Source organism: uncultured Algibacter sp., from assembly GCF_947487605.1.
Lineage (GTDB): Bacteria > Bacteroidota > Bacteroidia > Flavobacteriales > Flavobacteriaceae > Algibacter_D.
The window spans coordinates 103,999-120,732 of record NZ_CANKXK010000012.1; the positions used below are offsets into that span (position 1 = coordinate 103,999).

The window sequence follows — 16,734 nt, forward strand, 5'->3', positions numbered from 1 at the left end:
TGTGTAAAATTAAAATTTATTGGTTATGAAAAAATTAATATTAATTATTCTTCTTTTTGTTTTTTTGCATCTCATATTCCCAAAATAAAGATATTAGAAATACTGTTATAAAGTCGAAGTACGAAAACATATTTTATAAATCTCCTCAACAAGGTAACAAAGAGATGCCTTTTAATGTGAAAAGAATTGTGTTTTCAACAAATTTTAAAGGGTCGAAGTCAAAGAATCAATGTCAAATATCTATATATGGCATGGTAAATAATAAAAATGAGACTATTCATCACAATGTAGCCTCAATTGAAGAAATAGTTTATTATACCAAAGTTTTAAAAAATAAATATAAAAAGATTTTATTGTTCGAAAATTTATATAAAGTAGGTTCAAAAAATTATACAGATACGTCAATAGTAGTTGAGTATTAGATTAGGATGTAAAATTTAGATATATTAATATGAAACAAATCACCCTTCTTTTATTGATGGTTTTTATATGTTCTTGTAAAAATAAAGCTGTGAAAACTGATTATTTAGGAATAATAGATTTTGAAGTTACTGGAACTAAAGATGCGATTCCTAAATTTGAAAAAGGCTTATTGCTTCTGCATAGTTTTGAATATCAAGATGCCAGAGAAGCTTTCTTAGAAGCACAGAAATTAGATCCCAACATGGCCATGGCTTATTGGGGAGAAGCAATGACATATAATCATAGTTTATGGAGGGATCAAGATTTTGATAACGCAATTGAAACGGTTCAGAAAATTAAAAAACTTAGGGAAAAAGTTGAGTTTACTACTGTAGAAGAAGGCTTATTAGATGGTGTTGAAATTTTATATAAAGAAAAGACACTTAAAAAAGAAAGGGACCAAGCATATATGAAACATATGCAAGAGCTTTTTAAGAAATTCCCAGAAAACAATGAAATTGCTGCTTTTTATTCATTATCACTTTTAGGTTCTGTTGCAGAAGGAAGAAATGATTCTATATATGGAGAAGGAGCAGTTATTGCTAATAAGATATTACAAAGTAATAGAAAGCACCCTGGGGCATTACATTATTTAATACACTCTTATGATGATCCTAAACACGCTCATTTAGCACTTGATGCTGCTGATGCTTACGCAAAAGTAGCACCAGATGCTAGTCATGCCTTACATATGCCATCTCATATTTATGTAGCTTTAGGCATGTGGGATAAAGTTGTTGCATCAAATATAGATTCTTATGGAGCAAGTGTTGCTAGAATGAAAAATAAAGAACTCGACAATAATGCGAGAGGTTATCATGCTTATCATTGGTTGGAATATGGCTATTTGCAAAAAGGACAAGTTGCAGAGGCAGAGAAAATGGTTTGGGATATGGAAAAATATTGTAAAGAGGATCCGTCAAGAAGAGCGCGGGTTCATTTGTTATTTCTAAAAGGAACTTTTTTAGCGGAAGCAGACCTTTGGAATCATCCAATTTCAAATATAGAGATTGATGTTTCAGATGCTAATATTGCTATTAAATCTCAAAACTATTTTATAGAAGGTAGAATTGCATTTGAAAACAATAATGCTGAGGTTTTAGGTAAAATAATAGAATCTATGGAAAGTGACATAAAAAGCGAATCACTTTTAGTCGATAACGTATCGAGTGGCTTTAGTGTTTGCGCATCTGGTAATCGGGAATTACCAAATAGAACAGATATTAGTGAGTCTATTGTAATGAAAACCCAACTAATGGCATTACGGGCAAGATTAGAGAATAATATTATTGAGACTGAAAAATTCCTTAAGAAATCAGTTTTTTTACAAGACCAGTTGGCCTACAGTTATGGGCCACCATTTATTCAAAAACCAACTAAAGAAATGTATGCTGAGTTTTTGATGGATCAGAATAGGTTAGAGGAATCTATAGTTTTGTTTAAGCAAGCTTTAGAGAAAGGAACAAAAAGATTAACAGCTTTAAACGGATTAGAAAAAGCAACCTTGATGCTAGAGAAAAAGATGTCGGTTAAGGAAGCTGTATTATGAATTTTCTTAGAAGGTTAAGGTAGTTCAAATAAATTATTTTAAAATGATATAAGTCATCTTTAAAGATGCCAGTGTTATTTAAATTTGAGTATAAATTAAAAAAGAAAATATGACGGTAAGTATCCAATATGTAGGAGTAGATAAAAGTGAAACACTTTCAAAATTCACTAAAGAAAAATTAAGTAAATTACCTAATAAATATGAATTCTTAATAAGTGCTTCTGTGCATTTTAAACAAGATGAAAAAGAGCATATAAATGGTAAAATTTGCAACATAGAATTAAGTTTACCTGGACCAAGAATATTTGCGACTTCCAATGAACGCAATTTTGAAGTGTCTGTTAGAGAAACCATTAAAGATTTAGAACGTCAATTAAAAAAACGCAAACAAGTTTTTAAAACACATTAGCGATGATGATAAGGCTCGTTTCTCAAAATTGTAAATCCTCTATAGAGCTGTTCAATAAAAAATAAGCGAATCATTTGATGAGAAAATGTCATTTTAGATAATGATAGTTTTCCATTTGCTTTGTTGTAAACATCCTTAGAAAACCCATAAGGCCCACCAATAACAAAAACAAGTTGTTTAATACCAGAATTCATGTGTTTTTGCAAATAAGAAGAAAAATCGATAGAATTAAGTGTTTTTCCTTGTTCATCTAATAATATCAATACATCAGTGGTGTTTATTTTATTAAGTATAAGCGTGCCTTCCTTTTCTTTTTGTTGTTCTTCGCTTAAATTTTTTGTGTTTTTTAAATCTGGAATAATTTCTAAATTAAACTTAATATAGTGCCCTAATCGCTTTACATAATCTTCAATAATGGATGCAAGTTGCTTATTATCAGTTTTTCCAATAGCAAGTAATTTTATAGTCATATAACAAAATTAATATTTACAATTTGTCAAATATGCAATTAAAACAATAAAATTTGAAAATTTCGTAAATGTAAAATATAATTTCGCAAATCAATTTCTTATTTTTGTTTCAAATTTTCTCAAAAATGATAACACAAGAAATCTTTGATTCCGAAGTAAAACGTATTATATCTAGCGCCATAAATGAAGATGTTGGAGACGGCGATCATAGTTCTTTGGCATGTATTCCAAATAATGCAAGAGGAAAAGCTAAGTTATTAGTAAAGGATAAAGGAGTTATTGGAGGTGTTAACTTTGCAAAGAAAGTGTTTGCCTATGTCGATAAAAACTTAAAACTGGATGTTCTTATTGAAGATGGCACCGAAGTTACTTTTGGAGATATAGTTATGTATGTTGAAGGGCCTTCGCAGTCAATCTTGAAAGCAGAGCGCACCGTTTTAAATGCTATGCAACGTATGAGTGCTATTGCCACAAAAACTAAAATGTTTGTTGATTTAATTGATGGTACTAAAACTAAAATTCTAGATACCCGTAAAACAACACCTGGAATACGTGTTCTAGAAAAATGGGCAGTAAAGATTGGTGGTGGAGAAAATCATAGATTTGCTTTGTATGATATGATTATGCTAAAAGATAATCATATTGATTTTGCAGGAGGTATTACCAAAGCAATTGAAATGACTAAGCAGTATTTAAAGGAAACAGAGAAGGACTTAAATATTATGGTAGAGGCTCGCAATTTAATGGAAGTTGAAGAAATATTAAGAAATGAAGGCATATATAGAATCTTGCTTGATAATTTCGATTATGAAGATACTAGAAAAGCAGTAAAATTAATAGGAGATCAATGTCTTACAGAATCTTCTGGAAATATTAATGAAACGACCATTAGGCATTATGCCGAATGTGGTGTAAACTTTATTTCTTGTGGTGCATTAACCCACTCGGTTCATAACATGGACTTAAGTTTAAAAGCAATGAAATAATTAATAGTTATAAGCCTTATTTGTTAGTTGATTTTTATATAAATTGCATGTATAAAATTCACTAAAGCAAATTGAAGTTTTAATGACTAAACCTCTTGAAGATAAATTAGATAAAATACCAGTACTTAATATTTTAGTCCGCTTTTTAAAGCGTATAAAATTGCCTGGACTCGAAGGTTTGTCTTTTTACGATTTATTAGAACTTTATATTACAGGTATAGTAAAAGGTGCATTAACCACAAGAGCAAGTGCTATTGCGTTTAGTTTTTTTACCGCATTGTTTCCATTTTTACTTTTCGTTTTAATTATAATTCCTCTAATTCCAGTTGATAACTTTCAAGTAGAGTTTATGAATTTTTTGGAGTCGTTTTTACCACCAAGTACATCAGATTTTTTCTTTCATAATATTTTTGAAAACATTGAGAACTCCCAAAGAGGAGGCTTGCTGTCTTCGGTATTTGTATTATCCATCGCTTTAATGGCAAATGGTGTAAATGCTATATTTTCGGGTTTCGAAAATTCCTATCATGAGCAATTAACTAGAAATGTTTTTAAACAATATTTATATGCCCTAGGGATTGCTTTAATACTTGCTTTTTTATTAATTATAACTATTGTAGTACTTGTATATTTTCAAATTTATATTATTCAAGAATTGTTAGATGCATTAGAGAATAGAGGATATCAAGTAGAATCACAAAGCGTTTTTTGGTATGATATTGCAAAGTATTTATTCTTTGTTCTTATGGTTTATTTGGCTACCGCAACCTTATATTATTTTGGAACTAAAGAAGGAAGGCATTCCAATTTCTTTTCTGTTGGTGCTTTGTTTACAACACTTCTTATAATATTGTCATCCTATTTTTTTGGTGTTTATATAGAAAACTTCGGGCAGTACAACAAACTTTATGGCTCTATTGGTGCGCTTCTAATTTTACTATTTTACTTGTGGTTAAATGCCAATATTTTGTTATTAGGTTACGAGTTAAATGCGTCTCTAAATAAGTTGCGAAAAAGCTGCTAGTTTATGAAGGATTTTATAGATGTCATAATTCCTATTCCACTCCAAAAACTATTTACTTATAGTATTACACCTTCAGAATCTGAATTTTTAAAGGCTGGTATGCGGGTTGCTGTACCATTTGGAAAATCTAAAATATATACAGGTATTGTTGCTAGAATTCATAAAGATGCACCAACTGCGTATGAAGCGAAAGAAATTCATCAAATTCTAGATGAAACACCCATTGTTAATCGAATGCAGCTTAATTTATGGCAATGGATTGCAAGCTATTACATGTGTACTTTAGGCGATGTTATGCGTGCCGCTTTGCCAAGTGCTTTTATTTTAGAAAGTGAGACAGTTATTTCAAAAAAAGTTGATACCGTTATCGATGAATCTATTTTAAAAGATGATGAGTTTTTAGTTTATGAAGCCTTACACCATCAATCATCTTTAAAAATACACGAAATAGCGAACATTCTGGATAGAAAACAAGTGCTTCCTATTATTAAAAAGCTAATCGAAAAAGAAATCATTCACTTAGAAGAGGAAGTTTATGAAAAGTACAAGCCTAAATTGGTGCGATATGTGAAATTACATTCTGCATTTGCTACAGAAAAAGGACTTCATGATTTGTTAGACAATTTAAGTCGCGCACCAAAACAGAGGCAAGTTGTAATGACTTTGTTTTCAATTTCTGCGACTACTAAGAAACCTGTAAAGGTGTTGGATTTAGTTGAAAAAAGCCAATCATCTTCAGCTATAATTAAAGCGTTAATCGATAAAAATGTTTTAGAAGAATATCATATACAAACAGATAGAGTACTTTATTCTGGAGATGAGACCGAAGATTCTAAAAATCTAAATGAACACCAAATCCAAGCTTTAAATGAAATAAAAGAATCTTTTAAAATTCATAATACCACCTTATTACACGGTGTAACATCTTCTGGAAAAACCGAAATTTATGTCAAGCTTATTGAAGATGTTTTGAAGAAAAATAAACAAGTATTGTATTTGCTTCCAGAAATAGCATTAACCACACAATTGGTAACAAGACTTCAAAACTATTTTGGTGAGAAGGTATCTGTTTTTCATTCAAAATATTCAACACATGAGCGTGTTGAGGTTTGGAATAATGTTTTAAATAATTCTGCTAAAGCCCAAATTGTATTGGGAGCACGTTCTTCAATATTTATGCCTTTTAATAACTTAGGATTAATAATTGTAGATGAAGAGCATGAGCAATCTTTTAAGCAGTTCGATCCAGCACCTCGTTATAATGCGCGCGATACAGCCATAGTTTTAGCAAATATGCATCAAGCTAAAACACTTTTGGGGTCTGCAACACCAAGTTTGGAAAGCTATTTTAATGCACAACAGAATAAATATGGCTTAGTTAAAATTACTAAACGTTATAACAATGTGCTAATGCCTGACATCGAGTTAGTCGATTTAAAGGAAAAGCACAAAAAAAAACGTATGAAGGGGCATTTTAGTGATAGACTCATCGAAGAAATGACTGAAACTTTAACAGATGGGCATCAAATTATTCTGTTTCAAAATAGACGAGGGTTTTCACCAATTGTAGAATGTAATACCTGCGGGCACTCGCCACAATGTCCTAATTGTGATGTTAGTTTAACGTTTCATCAATATCGAAATCAATTACGTTGCCATTATTGTGGTTATAATATTATTATGCATAAGAATTGTGAAGCCTGTGGTGGCGTGGAATTAGACTCGAAAGGCTTTGGAACTGAGCAAATTGAAGAAGAAGTGAAACTTTTATTCCCAGATAATAAGGTGGCACGAATGGATTTGGATACCACTCGTGGAAAATATGGTTATGAAAAAATAATAAACGCGTTAGAACAGCAAGAGATTGATATATTAGTAGGAACCCAAATGTTAACTAAAGGCTTAGATTTTAGAAATGTCAAGCTAGTAGGTATCATGAATGCAGATAATATGCTCAACTTCCCTGATTTTAGAGCCCATGAACGTAGTTTTCAATTAATGTTACAAGTATCGGGTAGGGCAGGACGAACAGAAGAAAGAGGTAAAGTGCTAATACAAACCTACAATCCGTATCATAACATATTACAACAAGTATCTGCAAATAATTATATAGATATGTTTAAGGAACAAATGAACGATCGGTATAATTATAAATATCCGCCAATTTATAAGCAAATAAAAATAACCTTAAAGCATAAAGATTATAATAGAGTAGAAACAGCTTCTATTTGGTATGCAAAATCATTAAGACAAGTTTTTGCTCAGAATATTTTGGGACCAGAATCGCCGCCAATTGCTAGAATTAGAAATCAGTTTCATAAAAATATTTTGGTGAAAATTCCAAAAAAGCAATCCTTATTAAAAACAAAAGAAGCTATTATAAAAATAAATAACAGCTTCTTGAGTATTAAGGATTTTCGGTCAGTTAAAGTAATTTTAAATGTCGATAACTTTTAGTGAAACCCATAGTTTGGAAGTCCGAAGGACGTACTAAAATATGTTGGTTGAACTAATGCCGCTGAATAGCGGTATCTTATAATTGCGTGTTGTTTTTTATATATTATTCAAAGCATCAACAAGTTGCGTTTTCTTGTTCCTGCTTAAAGGAATTTCATAAGCACCAACTTCAACATTTTTACTGTTGAATCTGTCTATCTTGTCTAGATTAACAATATAAGATTTGTGAATTCTTAAAAATTTATTTTCTGGTAATTCCTTTTCAAACGATTTCATTGTAGATAATACAACAAGGCTTGTTTCTTCTGTTACCAATTTCACATAATCACCAAGGGCTTCAATCCACTTAATGTCTTTTATGTAAACTTTACGTTTTTTAAGATTACTCTTTACAAAGATATGTTCGCCTTCTTCTTCGTTAAAGTCTAGTTTCAACTTATGTTGTTCTAGAGCTTTATCTACAGAGGTGTTAAAACGTTCTCTTGTAATGGGTTTGTGAAGGTAATCGGTAGCATCATAATTAAATGCTTTAAAAGCATATTCGGTTTTACCAGTTACAAAGATAATTTGAGGTTTGTTGTTTAATACGTCTAAAAGTTCAAATCCGTTTAGCACTGGCATTTCAATGTCTAAAAAGATTAAGTCAACTTGGTGCGTATTTAAACCATTTTTAGTTTCTAAAGCACTACTGTACTCTGCAATTAAGTTTAGAGATGGGTGATTCTCGACTAACTTAACTATTGAGAGACGTTGTATTGCTGAGTCGTCTACTACTACACAGTTTAAAGTCATAACATTTTATTATTTCGGTTAAGATATCGACAATAGTACAAAAAATTCGGCTAAAAACCAAAAATCATCGATAAAGTGCTTAATTTAACATAATTTTAACATTTAAAAAACACTAATAATAAGTCGGGGTTATGTTTGCAATATAGAAAATATTTGGCTACTTTTGCCCCCATTTTTAACAATAAATTAGATTTTTATGAATCATTATGAAACTGTTTTCATCTTAAATCCCGTTTTATCTGAAGATCAGATAAAGGAAACAGTAAAGAAATACGAAGATTTTCTTGTTTCTAACGGCGCTAAGATGATAGCTAAAGAAGATTGGGGGCTAAAAAAATTAGCTTACCCAATACAAAACAAGAAAAGTGGTTTTTATCACTTATTTGAGTATACTGTAGATGGAGAGGTAATCAATCCATTAGAAGTTGAGTTTAAACGTGATGAGCGTTTTATGCGTTATTTAACGGTTGCGTTAGATAAACATGCCATTTCATGGGCAGAAAGAAGAAGAGTTAAACTTAAACAAAAAGCTTAATTATGTCAACAATAGAACAACAATCTAAAGGAAAAAAAGACGGCGAAATTAGATATTTAACGCCGCTTAACATTGACACAAACAAGGCTAAGAAATATTGTATGTTTCAAAAGACTGGAATCAAGTATGTTGATTACAAAGATCCAGATTTTTTAATGCGCTTTATAAACGAGCAAGGTAAAATTTTACCAAGACGTTTAACAGGTACATCATTAAAGTATCAAAGAAAAGTTGCCGTAGCTGTTAAAAGAGCACGTCACTTAGCTTTAATGCCTTACGTAGCAGATTTATTAAAATAAAATACCGATAACAATGGAACTTATATTAAAACAAGACGTTGAAAATTTAGGATTTAAAGACGATGTTGTAACAGTTAAGAACGGTTATGGTAGAAATTTTTTAATTCCTCAAGGGCAAGCTATACTAGCTACAAGTTCTGCAAAGAAAGTTTTAGCAGAAAACTTAAAGCAAAGAGCCTTTAAAGAAAAGAAAATAGTTGATGATGCTAATAAGGCTGCTGAAGCATTAAAAGCATTAGAAATTAAGATACCTGCTAAAGTAGGAACAGGAGATAAATTATTTGGATCTGTTAATAATATAGATATTGCTTCAGCTTTAGAAAAAGAAGGACAATCAATAGATAAAAAATTCATTACAGTTACAACTGTAAAGCGTTTAGGTAAATATACTGCAGTAGTACGTTTACACAGAGAAGTATCTGTTGATTTAGATTTTGAAGTTATTGCGCAGGCTAATTAAACTTTAAAAAGATATAGTTTAAAAGCCTCAACCTAGTTGAGGCTTTTTTGTTATTTTTATATTTGATATAGTAATTTCTTCCCTTTTGGGGAGATTAAGAAGGAATTATGAAATATTCAAGACTTACAAAAGAGCAATTTGAAGAATTGCACCAAGAATTCATAAATTTTTTGGCAACACAATCTATTACCCACGACGAGTGGTCTAACTTAAAAACCAATAAGCCAGAATTAGCAGAAATGGAATTGGACGTGTTTAGCGATTTAATCTGGGAGGGTGCATTAAATAAAGCAGAGTATCTGGAGCATTTTGCACCTCAGCATATGTATTTATTTCATTTAGATGAAGCTAATATGCATGCCATTGTTGTAAATGTTAAGAATGGCGATATCGATATTACAACAAAAGATGGCTATAACTGGCTTAGGGAAAATTTAATGGACGATCGAGTGGAATTTTTACAAGCCGATAAAGAATATACTGAAGACAAGAATTTAGATAAATTCAAAATGATAGAACAAGGAGCTGTGATTACGAAAGGCGATTTGTATCATTATTTTTATAAACTTATAAATTAGAATTTAACCGTCATTGTTAGGAGGTACGACGTAACAATCTGTATGTTGTTTAGTTTACTTTTTTAAATTCAGTTTCGGTTTATGAGATTACCATACTTTGACTACGTTCAGTACAGGCTAATTTTTTCTAATGAAAAAGCTCGCAATGACGTTTTCATTAATTATTTTTGTCATTTCTGCGCAGGCAGGAATCCACTTTTAATTAGGTTGTCATACAGAGCTTTTCGACTTCGCTCAAGATAAACTAAAGGCGAAGTGCTTATTAACTAATATTATTACATGGCTCAAAAACCAAGCATTCCAAAAGGTACCAGAGATTTTAATCCAGAGCAGGTAGCAAAACGAAACTATATTTTTAATACCATTCGTAGTGCTTTTGAAACTTTTGGATTTCAACCCATTGAAACACCTAGCTTTGAAAACTCAAGTACTTTGATGGGAAAGTATGGTGAAGAAGGGGATAGATTAATTTTTAAGATTCTAAATTCTGGGGATTATTTATCAAAAGCTAATGTTGAAGCATATTCTGAAAAAGACTCTAATAAGCTTACATTATCAATTTCAGAAAAAGCCCTTCGCTATGATTTAACCGTGCCTTTTGCGCGTTACGTAGTGCAACACCAAAACGAGATAGAGTTTCCTTTTAAACGTTACCAAATTCAACCGGTTTGGCGTGCTGATAGACCACAAAAAGGACGATTTAGAGAGTTTTACCAATGTGATGCCGATGTAGTTGGTAGCAAATCGCTCTGGCAAGAAGTGGAGTTTATTCAACTATACGATGCAGTTTTTTCAACTTTAAAACTTGAAGGTGTTACTATTAAAATAAATAACAGAAAAATACTTTCTGGAATTGCAGAGGTTATTTGGGCAAGTGACAAACTCATCGATTTTACGGTTGCCTTAGACAAGCTTGATAAAATAGGCGAGGAGAAGGTTAAAGAAGAAATGCGTTCTAAAGGAATTTCAGAGGACGGTATTTCTAGACTACAACCGTTGTTTACTTTATCTGGTTCTTTTGAGTCTCAAATTACAAGTTTAAAAACTATTTTATCCGCTTCTGAAGAAGGAAAAAAAGGTATTGATGAACTAGAGTTTATAAATAAAGCAATTTCTGAGCTAGGACTATCAACAGCTACATTACAATTGGACGTTACTTTAGCTCGTGGGTTAAATTACTACACAGGTGCTATTTTTGAAGTGTCTGCTTCAGACAAGGTCAAAATGGGTTCTATAGGTGGCGGTGGACGTTATGACGATTTAACGGGCATCTTTGGGATGAAAGACGTCAGTGGTGTTGGTATTAGTTTTGGGTTAGATAGAATTTATTTAGTACTTGAAGAATTAGGGTTGTTTCCTGAAACAGTTACAAAAAATATTGAAGTTCTATTTATAAACTTTGGCGAGCAAGAAGCTTTATTCAGTTTAAAAGCCATTAAACAATTGCGTTTACAGGGTATTAATGCTGAATTATATCCAGATGCTGCTAAAATGAAAAAACAAATGAATCACGCTAATAAACGTAAGATTCCGTTTGTTGTTTTGGTAGGCGAGGAGGAAATTAATTCGAATAAATATACTTTAAAGAATATGCAATCTGGTGTGCAAGCTAAAATTTCAATTGATGAACTTATTCATAAATTAAAATAAGAAAACCTCCATATAGGAGGCTTTCTTTTAAAATAACAATTATCTAGCTTATTGTTTTATAAACTTCTTGGCAACAATATTATTGCCATTTCTGGCTTCAATAAAATATAATCCAACTTCTAAATTTCTGACATCAATTTCTTTGTTTGTTGTTCCAACTTTTACAACCTTCCCAAGAGTATTAATAATACGATAGGAAACTTGCGAAGCATTAGTTATTTTTAAATTTAAAGTACTTCCTTTTACTGGGTTAGGGTACAAGGTAAATAGTTCATCATTGTTATTTGATCCAGGAATTGATAATAATTTACTATTGTCTCCAGCTTTGGCTGCAGCACTACCACCAAATCCAATAATTTCTACTGCGTCAATAAAAACCTGATCACCATTATTTCCTGCATCACATTGTATTCTAAATTGGGCACCATTAACTAAATTGCTATTTAAAGTTACAGAAACAAAGTTAAAGCTATTATTAGTAAAGCCAGAACCACTAGCCCAAGTAGCTATAGTTGACCACCCAGATCCATCATTATAACGCAACCATAAGTCCTCACCATTTTCCATACTGTTAGCATAAAAATGAAAACTAATTCCCACTTCATCATAAGGTGATAAATCAAATGTTGGTGAAGTCATTGAAGAAGATACTCCAGAGTTATCTCTTAATCTTATTGAAAAGGAATTTTCGAAAGATCTTGCGGCATCTTGAACTCTATCACAGTCATTACCTCCATCGATCCAACCGTCTAAACCAGTTTCAAAAAATCCTTGGTTCAAAATCACATCACTAGGAGGGCAGGCAGGACATACGGTTCCACCACAATCAACTCCTGTTTCATCACCATTTTGGATACCATCATTACAAGTTGGTGAAGCTAATGTAGCCGGATTAATGGCATTGCTTTGTCCAGAACTATTGCCTGCAGCATCTCTTGCTACTACATAGAACGTGTAAATTGTACTCTCACTAAGTCCAGTAACTTGGTAACTGGTGCTAGAGATATTTACTAAAAATGTAGTGTCTATATAAATATCATACCCTGTTACTCCAACATTATCTGTAGATGCGTTCCAACTTAAATCAATACTGGAATCTGTAATATTTGAAGCTGCTAATCCAGTTGGGTTCGAAGGTGGGTCTAAATCAATAAATTCATTGGTTGTGACATTAATCGCGTTACTTTGTGAAGAACTATTCCCAGCTGCATCTCTTGCAACCACATAGAAATTGTAAGTAGTTGATGGGGACAACCCAGTAACTATATATGTAGTGCTCGAAACATTCGTTAAAAAGCTACCATCTTGATAAACATCGTATCCTGTAACACCAACATTATCTGTAGATGCCGTCCAAGATAAATCTGTAGTAAATTCTGTTGTATTAGAAGCGATTAGATTGGTCGGTGTAGTGGGGTTTTCTGTATCAGGAGGGTCTAGTGTAGTAATATTTTCATTATTACTTTGAGTTGAACTATTACCCGCTGCATCTCTGGCTATAACATAAAATGTATAAGCTGTACTGGGGGATAAACCAGTAACTTGATAAGAAGTATTAGAAACATTGGCTATTAAAGCGCCATTTTGATAAACATCATATCCTGTTACTCCAATATTATCTGTAGAGGCATTCCAGGATAAATCGGTGGAAGTGTCTGTTGTATTTGAAGCTACCAGATTACTTGGTACACTAGGTGGTGTAACATCTGGTCCTGTGCTTTCAATAGTAATGGTGTAGTCTTCAACTTCTCCAGCACTAAATGATTCGCATGATGTAGGTGTGCTGTTATACTTCATACTAACACGCATTCTAAAAGAAGTTTCAGATGCAGTTTGAGGTATCGTAAAACTTGTGCTTATTTGGCTACTTTTTGTTGGACCCTGAGATAATATTTGTTCTCCAGCATCATTAAAATCTCCATCATAATTATAATCAATCCAAACACCGTAGCCTTCACGTCTAGAGCGTCCAGTCCATTCTGGCGTTATAGTAATTGTATACTGTAAACCTTTTTCAACAATGGTTGAAATATTAGTAAAATCTGAATAAAGAGTAGCCCCCGATACATTATTTATAGTATTCAACTGCACGCGTCCAATATATTCCCTGCTATTACTTCCAGAAGTGGATGAACAGTAGTTAATGCTACCTGTGGTAAATGTTACAGGAGAACTATAAGATGATTCAGAAGTGTCTGGACAAATACTATTAACCTGAACTTCGTATTGTGTAGAAGGTGTTAGGTTTGATAGTACGATAGAATTGCTAGACGTATTTTGTGTTATCCAAGTAGAAGATCCTAATTCTCTATATTGATAATTATAAGTTGCACTACTAACACTATTCCAACTAATTGTAGCCGAAGAAGGAGATATATTAGAAGCTGCTAATCCAGTAGGAGGTTGCAAGCAAGGCGAGGGTAGTACCTCAAAAGATTGGTCTACATCGTTTGCGGCGTTATAGGTGCTATTCCCACTTTGACTAGCTCTCACGGTAACAGTTCCTGTAGTTCCTGACAATGTCACTGTGTTTCCGCTTACACTAGCAGGTCCTGAGACAATAGAAAAACTCACTGGCAATCCAGAAGAAGCCGTTGCATTGACTTGAAAAGGCACATCTGTAGTAAACTTGTCACTAATAGGGTCAAAGGTTATTGTTTGTGGGATATTAGTGGTGTTAGTAATAACTCTAAAATCGTCAAACACAAAACCATCAAAAGTAGTTGTGTAGCTATCGGCGTTATTAGTAGAGTCTGTATTAAAATTAAACCTTAAAAATACTGTAGATTGATTGTGGAAAGCACTATTCTCTGAACTGGAAATAACAATTTCTTCCATCATCCATTTATCCTGAGTATCTCCATCATAGAGTTGCTCTCCATCAGGTTGAAAGTTGTTATTGGTAGAACTTTTCCCAGAATATGTGTTATTAGCATTAGGTGCTCCAGGTTTGGTATAAGTGCCACAAAGCGGTGTCCAAGTCGATCCATTGGTGGAGGCCTCGATTTGAATGTAATCAAAACTACGCTCTAAATCCCATTTGGCATTATACTGAATGACTGTTTGTACAAGCCCGCTAGTAGATATACTGTTATTAAGTTGTAGCGAATTACTTTGATTATTGGCATAAGCGCCAGAAGGCGAGTCTGTAATAGCAACACTACCAGAAAAAGCATCAGAGGTAGTTCCCCAGGAGCCACCAGAAGCAGTCCAGTTAGAGATGCCGTTGGTTTCTTCATCATCTTCAAAAAGCACTGTAGGCGTATAGTATTTAATAATGTTAGCTTCATAAATAAGACCATCATCATTATTAAGAGCCACTTTAAATTCAATAGCATCATTGGGTTGAATACTTCCATCAAGAGTATAAGGCGCTGAAACAATACGTTGTTCAAGAGTGGTCATTCCCGTTTGTGTACTAGGGCTAGTTAGTCCAGTGATGTTAGATGAAATAGGCGTAACAGTAAGCGTAAAATCACTATCTGTTTGTCCTAAGTATTCAATACCAAAGTCGAAATCACCATTTAAGGATGTAATATTAGACGATGTTAAATCAATAAGTTTAGCATATTTACCACTAAAGTAAGCAGCAAGGAAATTGGCTCTCATAGCACGACGAGCAATATCATCTATAAATAGTGGGTCTGGCCAGAAACCACTACCAGTAGAACCAGCTTCAGATCCAGATCCATTTTCAGGAGTCCATGCCATGGTATCTTTACCAGCCCCAGGGCCACCTGTAGAACCTGCAAGGGCAGGACCCATCATCCAATCGTTCATATTACCACTGTTAAGAGCACTAATTTGTGTACTAGGGCCATAGGCATAACGATTAAAGTGTGTCATATCATGATTGTACTTAGCAAACTCATCCTCACGTCTGTCTACACCAGCGGCATCCAAAGTAGCAGGATCCACTCCAGCATATCCATGAAGCATGGCATTTTTAAAGGAGTGATGATTAAGTACCAATTTAAAATCATGATCCATGAAAAAATCTCTAACAATTTGCGATTCAGGTTCAGAGAAGAATGTAGTACCTCTATATGTTTGGTTACAGCCATCTGTTGAAGATCCGCCGTTACCCCAATAGTACCCAAAATTTCTATTTAAATCTATACCATCATTATACGTAGAACACGCTCCAGTATCTCTTCTGTTTTTACGTTGTAAACCACCGCCATTAGGGGCTACAGATTCGTTATAAGCCAATCCATCGGAGTTAACAATAGGAATAAAGTAGAGTTCTTGATTATTCACTAAGGAAGTAATAGCAGGATCTGAACCATAGTTTTCAAGAATGTACCACATGTAATACATAAGATTCATAAGGCTGGACAGCTCTCTAGAGTGTGTCATCCCAGTATATAAAGTTTCAGGTTCTCCCGCTTCATCGATATCTGGATTGTCTGAGATACGCACATAATAAGTAGTTCTTCCTTCTAAAGTGGTTTGGTTTGATGGCGAGGCATCTGTTTTAGCAGAAATTAGATTAGGATATAAAGAGCGCATTAAGTCTAATTCTGCTAATGCTTCGGTAACTGTAAAACAGCCACCCATACTCCCAAGTTTAAAGTTTGATGGTACACTCCAATTAATTTCATCACAGCCATTATATTGTCCAATATTGTCAAAAACAACACTAGATGTACTGCTTTTACCAAAACCAGCTTTAGCAGTACTGTATTTTTGAGATTGTAGTTCTTGTTTGGCACGCGGTAGATTTTTCTGAGCTCTATCAGCATAGTATTTAGTAAGGTCATCAATAAGGACTCTGTATGGTACGCCTAATTTAGAAACGCTTCGTAGTTCATGCTCAGAGAGCTCAAGTTGTAGGCCTTCACTGGTTTGAATAGCGCCACAGGTTAAATCGATGCCTTGGTTGTTTAAACGAAACAACACATTTTCCGAAGGGTTACTAATTACAACGCGTTTAAAATTCGATTGTTGTGCATAAGAAAAACTTAAACACAAAATTGTGAGAAAGAGGGATACTTTTCTTTTCATTTTGATTATAAATTAAGTTAAGGTTTGGCTAAAAATAATGTTTTAATATAGTTTAT

Annotated in this window: 14 protein-coding genes; 11 read left to right on the plus strand and 3 right to left on the minus strand. The window is 33.1% G+C overall.

Annotated features, from left to right (window positions below):
* The first annotated feature begins 251 nt into the window (after positions 1–251).
* From Q0739_RS13490 to Q0739_RS13500, 3 genes are all read left to right on the plus strand, one after another.
* Positions 252–422, plus strand: coding sequence for a hypothetical protein (locus Q0739_RS13490; protein WP_298239257.1), 171 nt, complete (start codon positions 252–254; stop codon positions 420–422).
* Between the two features lie 29 nt (positions 423–451).
* The gene (locus Q0739_RS13495) at positions 452–2,011 is read left to right on the plus strand and encodes a hypothetical protein (protein ID WP_298239258.1); all 1,560 of its coding nucleotides are present in this window, start codon (positions 452–454) and stop codon (positions 2,009–2,011) included.
* Between the two features lie 109 nt (positions 2,012–2,120).
* Positions 2,121–2,420, plus strand: a complete 300-nt coding sequence (locus tag Q0739_RS13500) for an HPF/RaiA family ribosome-associated protein (protein WP_298239259.1) — start codon at positions 2,121–2,123, stop codon at positions 2,418–2,420.
* On the opposite strand, the gene rlmH is transcribed toward Q0739_RS13500, so the two are convergent.
* Positions 2,417–2,890, minus strand: coding sequence for a 23S rRNA (pseudouridine(1915)-N(3))-methyltransferase RlmH (rlmH, locus tag Q0739_RS13505; RefSeq protein ID WP_298239260.1), 474 nt, complete (start codon positions 2,888–2,890; stop codon positions 2,417–2,419). The two genes, Q0739_RS13500 and rlmH, sit on opposite strands and share 4 nt — an antisense overlap.
* A 125-nt stretch (positions 2,891–3,015) precedes the next feature.
* Here rlmH and nadC point away from each other — a divergent pair, with 125 nt between their 5' ends.
* From nadC to priA, 3 genes are all read left to right on the plus strand, one after another.
* Positions 3,016–3,876, plus strand: a complete 861-nt coding sequence (gene nadC / locus Q0739_RS13510) for a carboxylating nicotinate-nucleotide diphosphorylase (protein WP_298239261.1) — start codon at positions 3,016–3,018, stop codon at positions 3,874–3,876.
* Positions 3,877–3,958: 82 nt separating this feature from the next.
* Positions 3,959–4,900, plus strand: coding sequence for a YihY/virulence factor BrkB family protein (locus Q0739_RS13515; protein WP_298239262.1), 942 nt, complete (start codon positions 3,959–3,961; stop codon positions 4,898–4,900).
* Positions 4,901–4,903: 3 nt separating this feature from the next.
* Positions 4,904–7,357 (plus strand): primosomal protein N', encoded by a 2,454-nt coding sequence (gene priA, locus Q0739_RS13520; protein WP_298239263.1) that lies wholly within the window; start codon positions 4,904–4,906, stop codon positions 7,355–7,357.
* 96 nt (positions 7,358–7,453) lie between these two features.
* Here the strand turns inward: priA and Q0739_RS13525 are convergent, their stop codons facing one another.
* Positions 7,454–8,149, minus strand: a complete 696-nt coding sequence (locus Q0739_RS13525; RefSeq protein ID WP_139002091.1) for a LytTR family DNA-binding domain-containing protein — start codon at positions 8,147–8,149, stop codon at positions 7,454–7,456.
* A gap of 196 nt (positions 8,150–8,345) precedes the next feature.
* Here Q0739_RS13525 and rpsF point away from each other — a divergent pair, with 196 nt between their 5' ends.
* From rpsF to hisS, 5 genes are all read left to right on the plus strand, one after another.
* A complete protein-coding gene (gene rpsF, locus Q0739_RS13530; RefSeq protein ID WP_298239264.1) occupies positions 8,346–8,684 on the plus strand; it encodes a 30S ribosomal protein S6 in 339 nt (112 codons plus the stop codon).
* Entirely contained in the window at positions 8,684–8,983 is a 300-nt protein-coding gene (rpsR, locus tag Q0739_RS13535; protein WP_298239276.1) for a 30S ribosomal protein S18, read from the plus strand. The genes rpsF and rpsR overlap by 1 nt, the downstream gene beginning before the upstream one ends.
* 13 nt (positions 8,984–8,996) lie before the next feature.
* The gene (gene rplI, locus Q0739_RS13540; RefSeq protein ID WP_298239265.1) at positions 8,997–9,443 is read left to right on the plus strand and encodes a 50S ribosomal protein L9; all 447 of its coding nucleotides are present in this window, start codon (positions 8,997–8,999) and stop codon (positions 9,441–9,443) included.
* Between the two features lie 107 nt (positions 9,444–9,550).
* The gene (locus Q0739_RS13545; RefSeq protein ID WP_298239266.1) at positions 9,551–10,021 is read left to right on the plus strand and encodes a DUF6495 family protein; all 471 of its coding nucleotides are present in this window, start codon (positions 9,551–9,553) and stop codon (positions 10,019–10,021) included.
* A 279-nt stretch (positions 10,022–10,300) separates the two neighbouring features.
* A complete protein-coding gene (gene hisS / locus Q0739_RS13550) occupies positions 10,301–11,671 on the plus strand; it encodes a histidine--tRNA ligase (protein WP_298239267.1) in 1,371 nt (456 codons plus the stop codon).
* A gap of 48 nt (positions 11,672–11,719) precedes the next feature.
* Here the strand turns inward: hisS and Q0739_RS13555 are convergent, their stop codons facing one another.
* Complete coding sequence (locus Q0739_RS13555) at positions 11,720–16,678, minus strand: M14 family zinc carboxypeptidase (RefSeq protein WP_298239268.1); 4,959 nt, start codon at positions 16,676–16,678, stop codon at positions 11,720–11,722.
* Between the last annotated feature and the right edge of the window lie 56 nt (positions 16,679–16,734).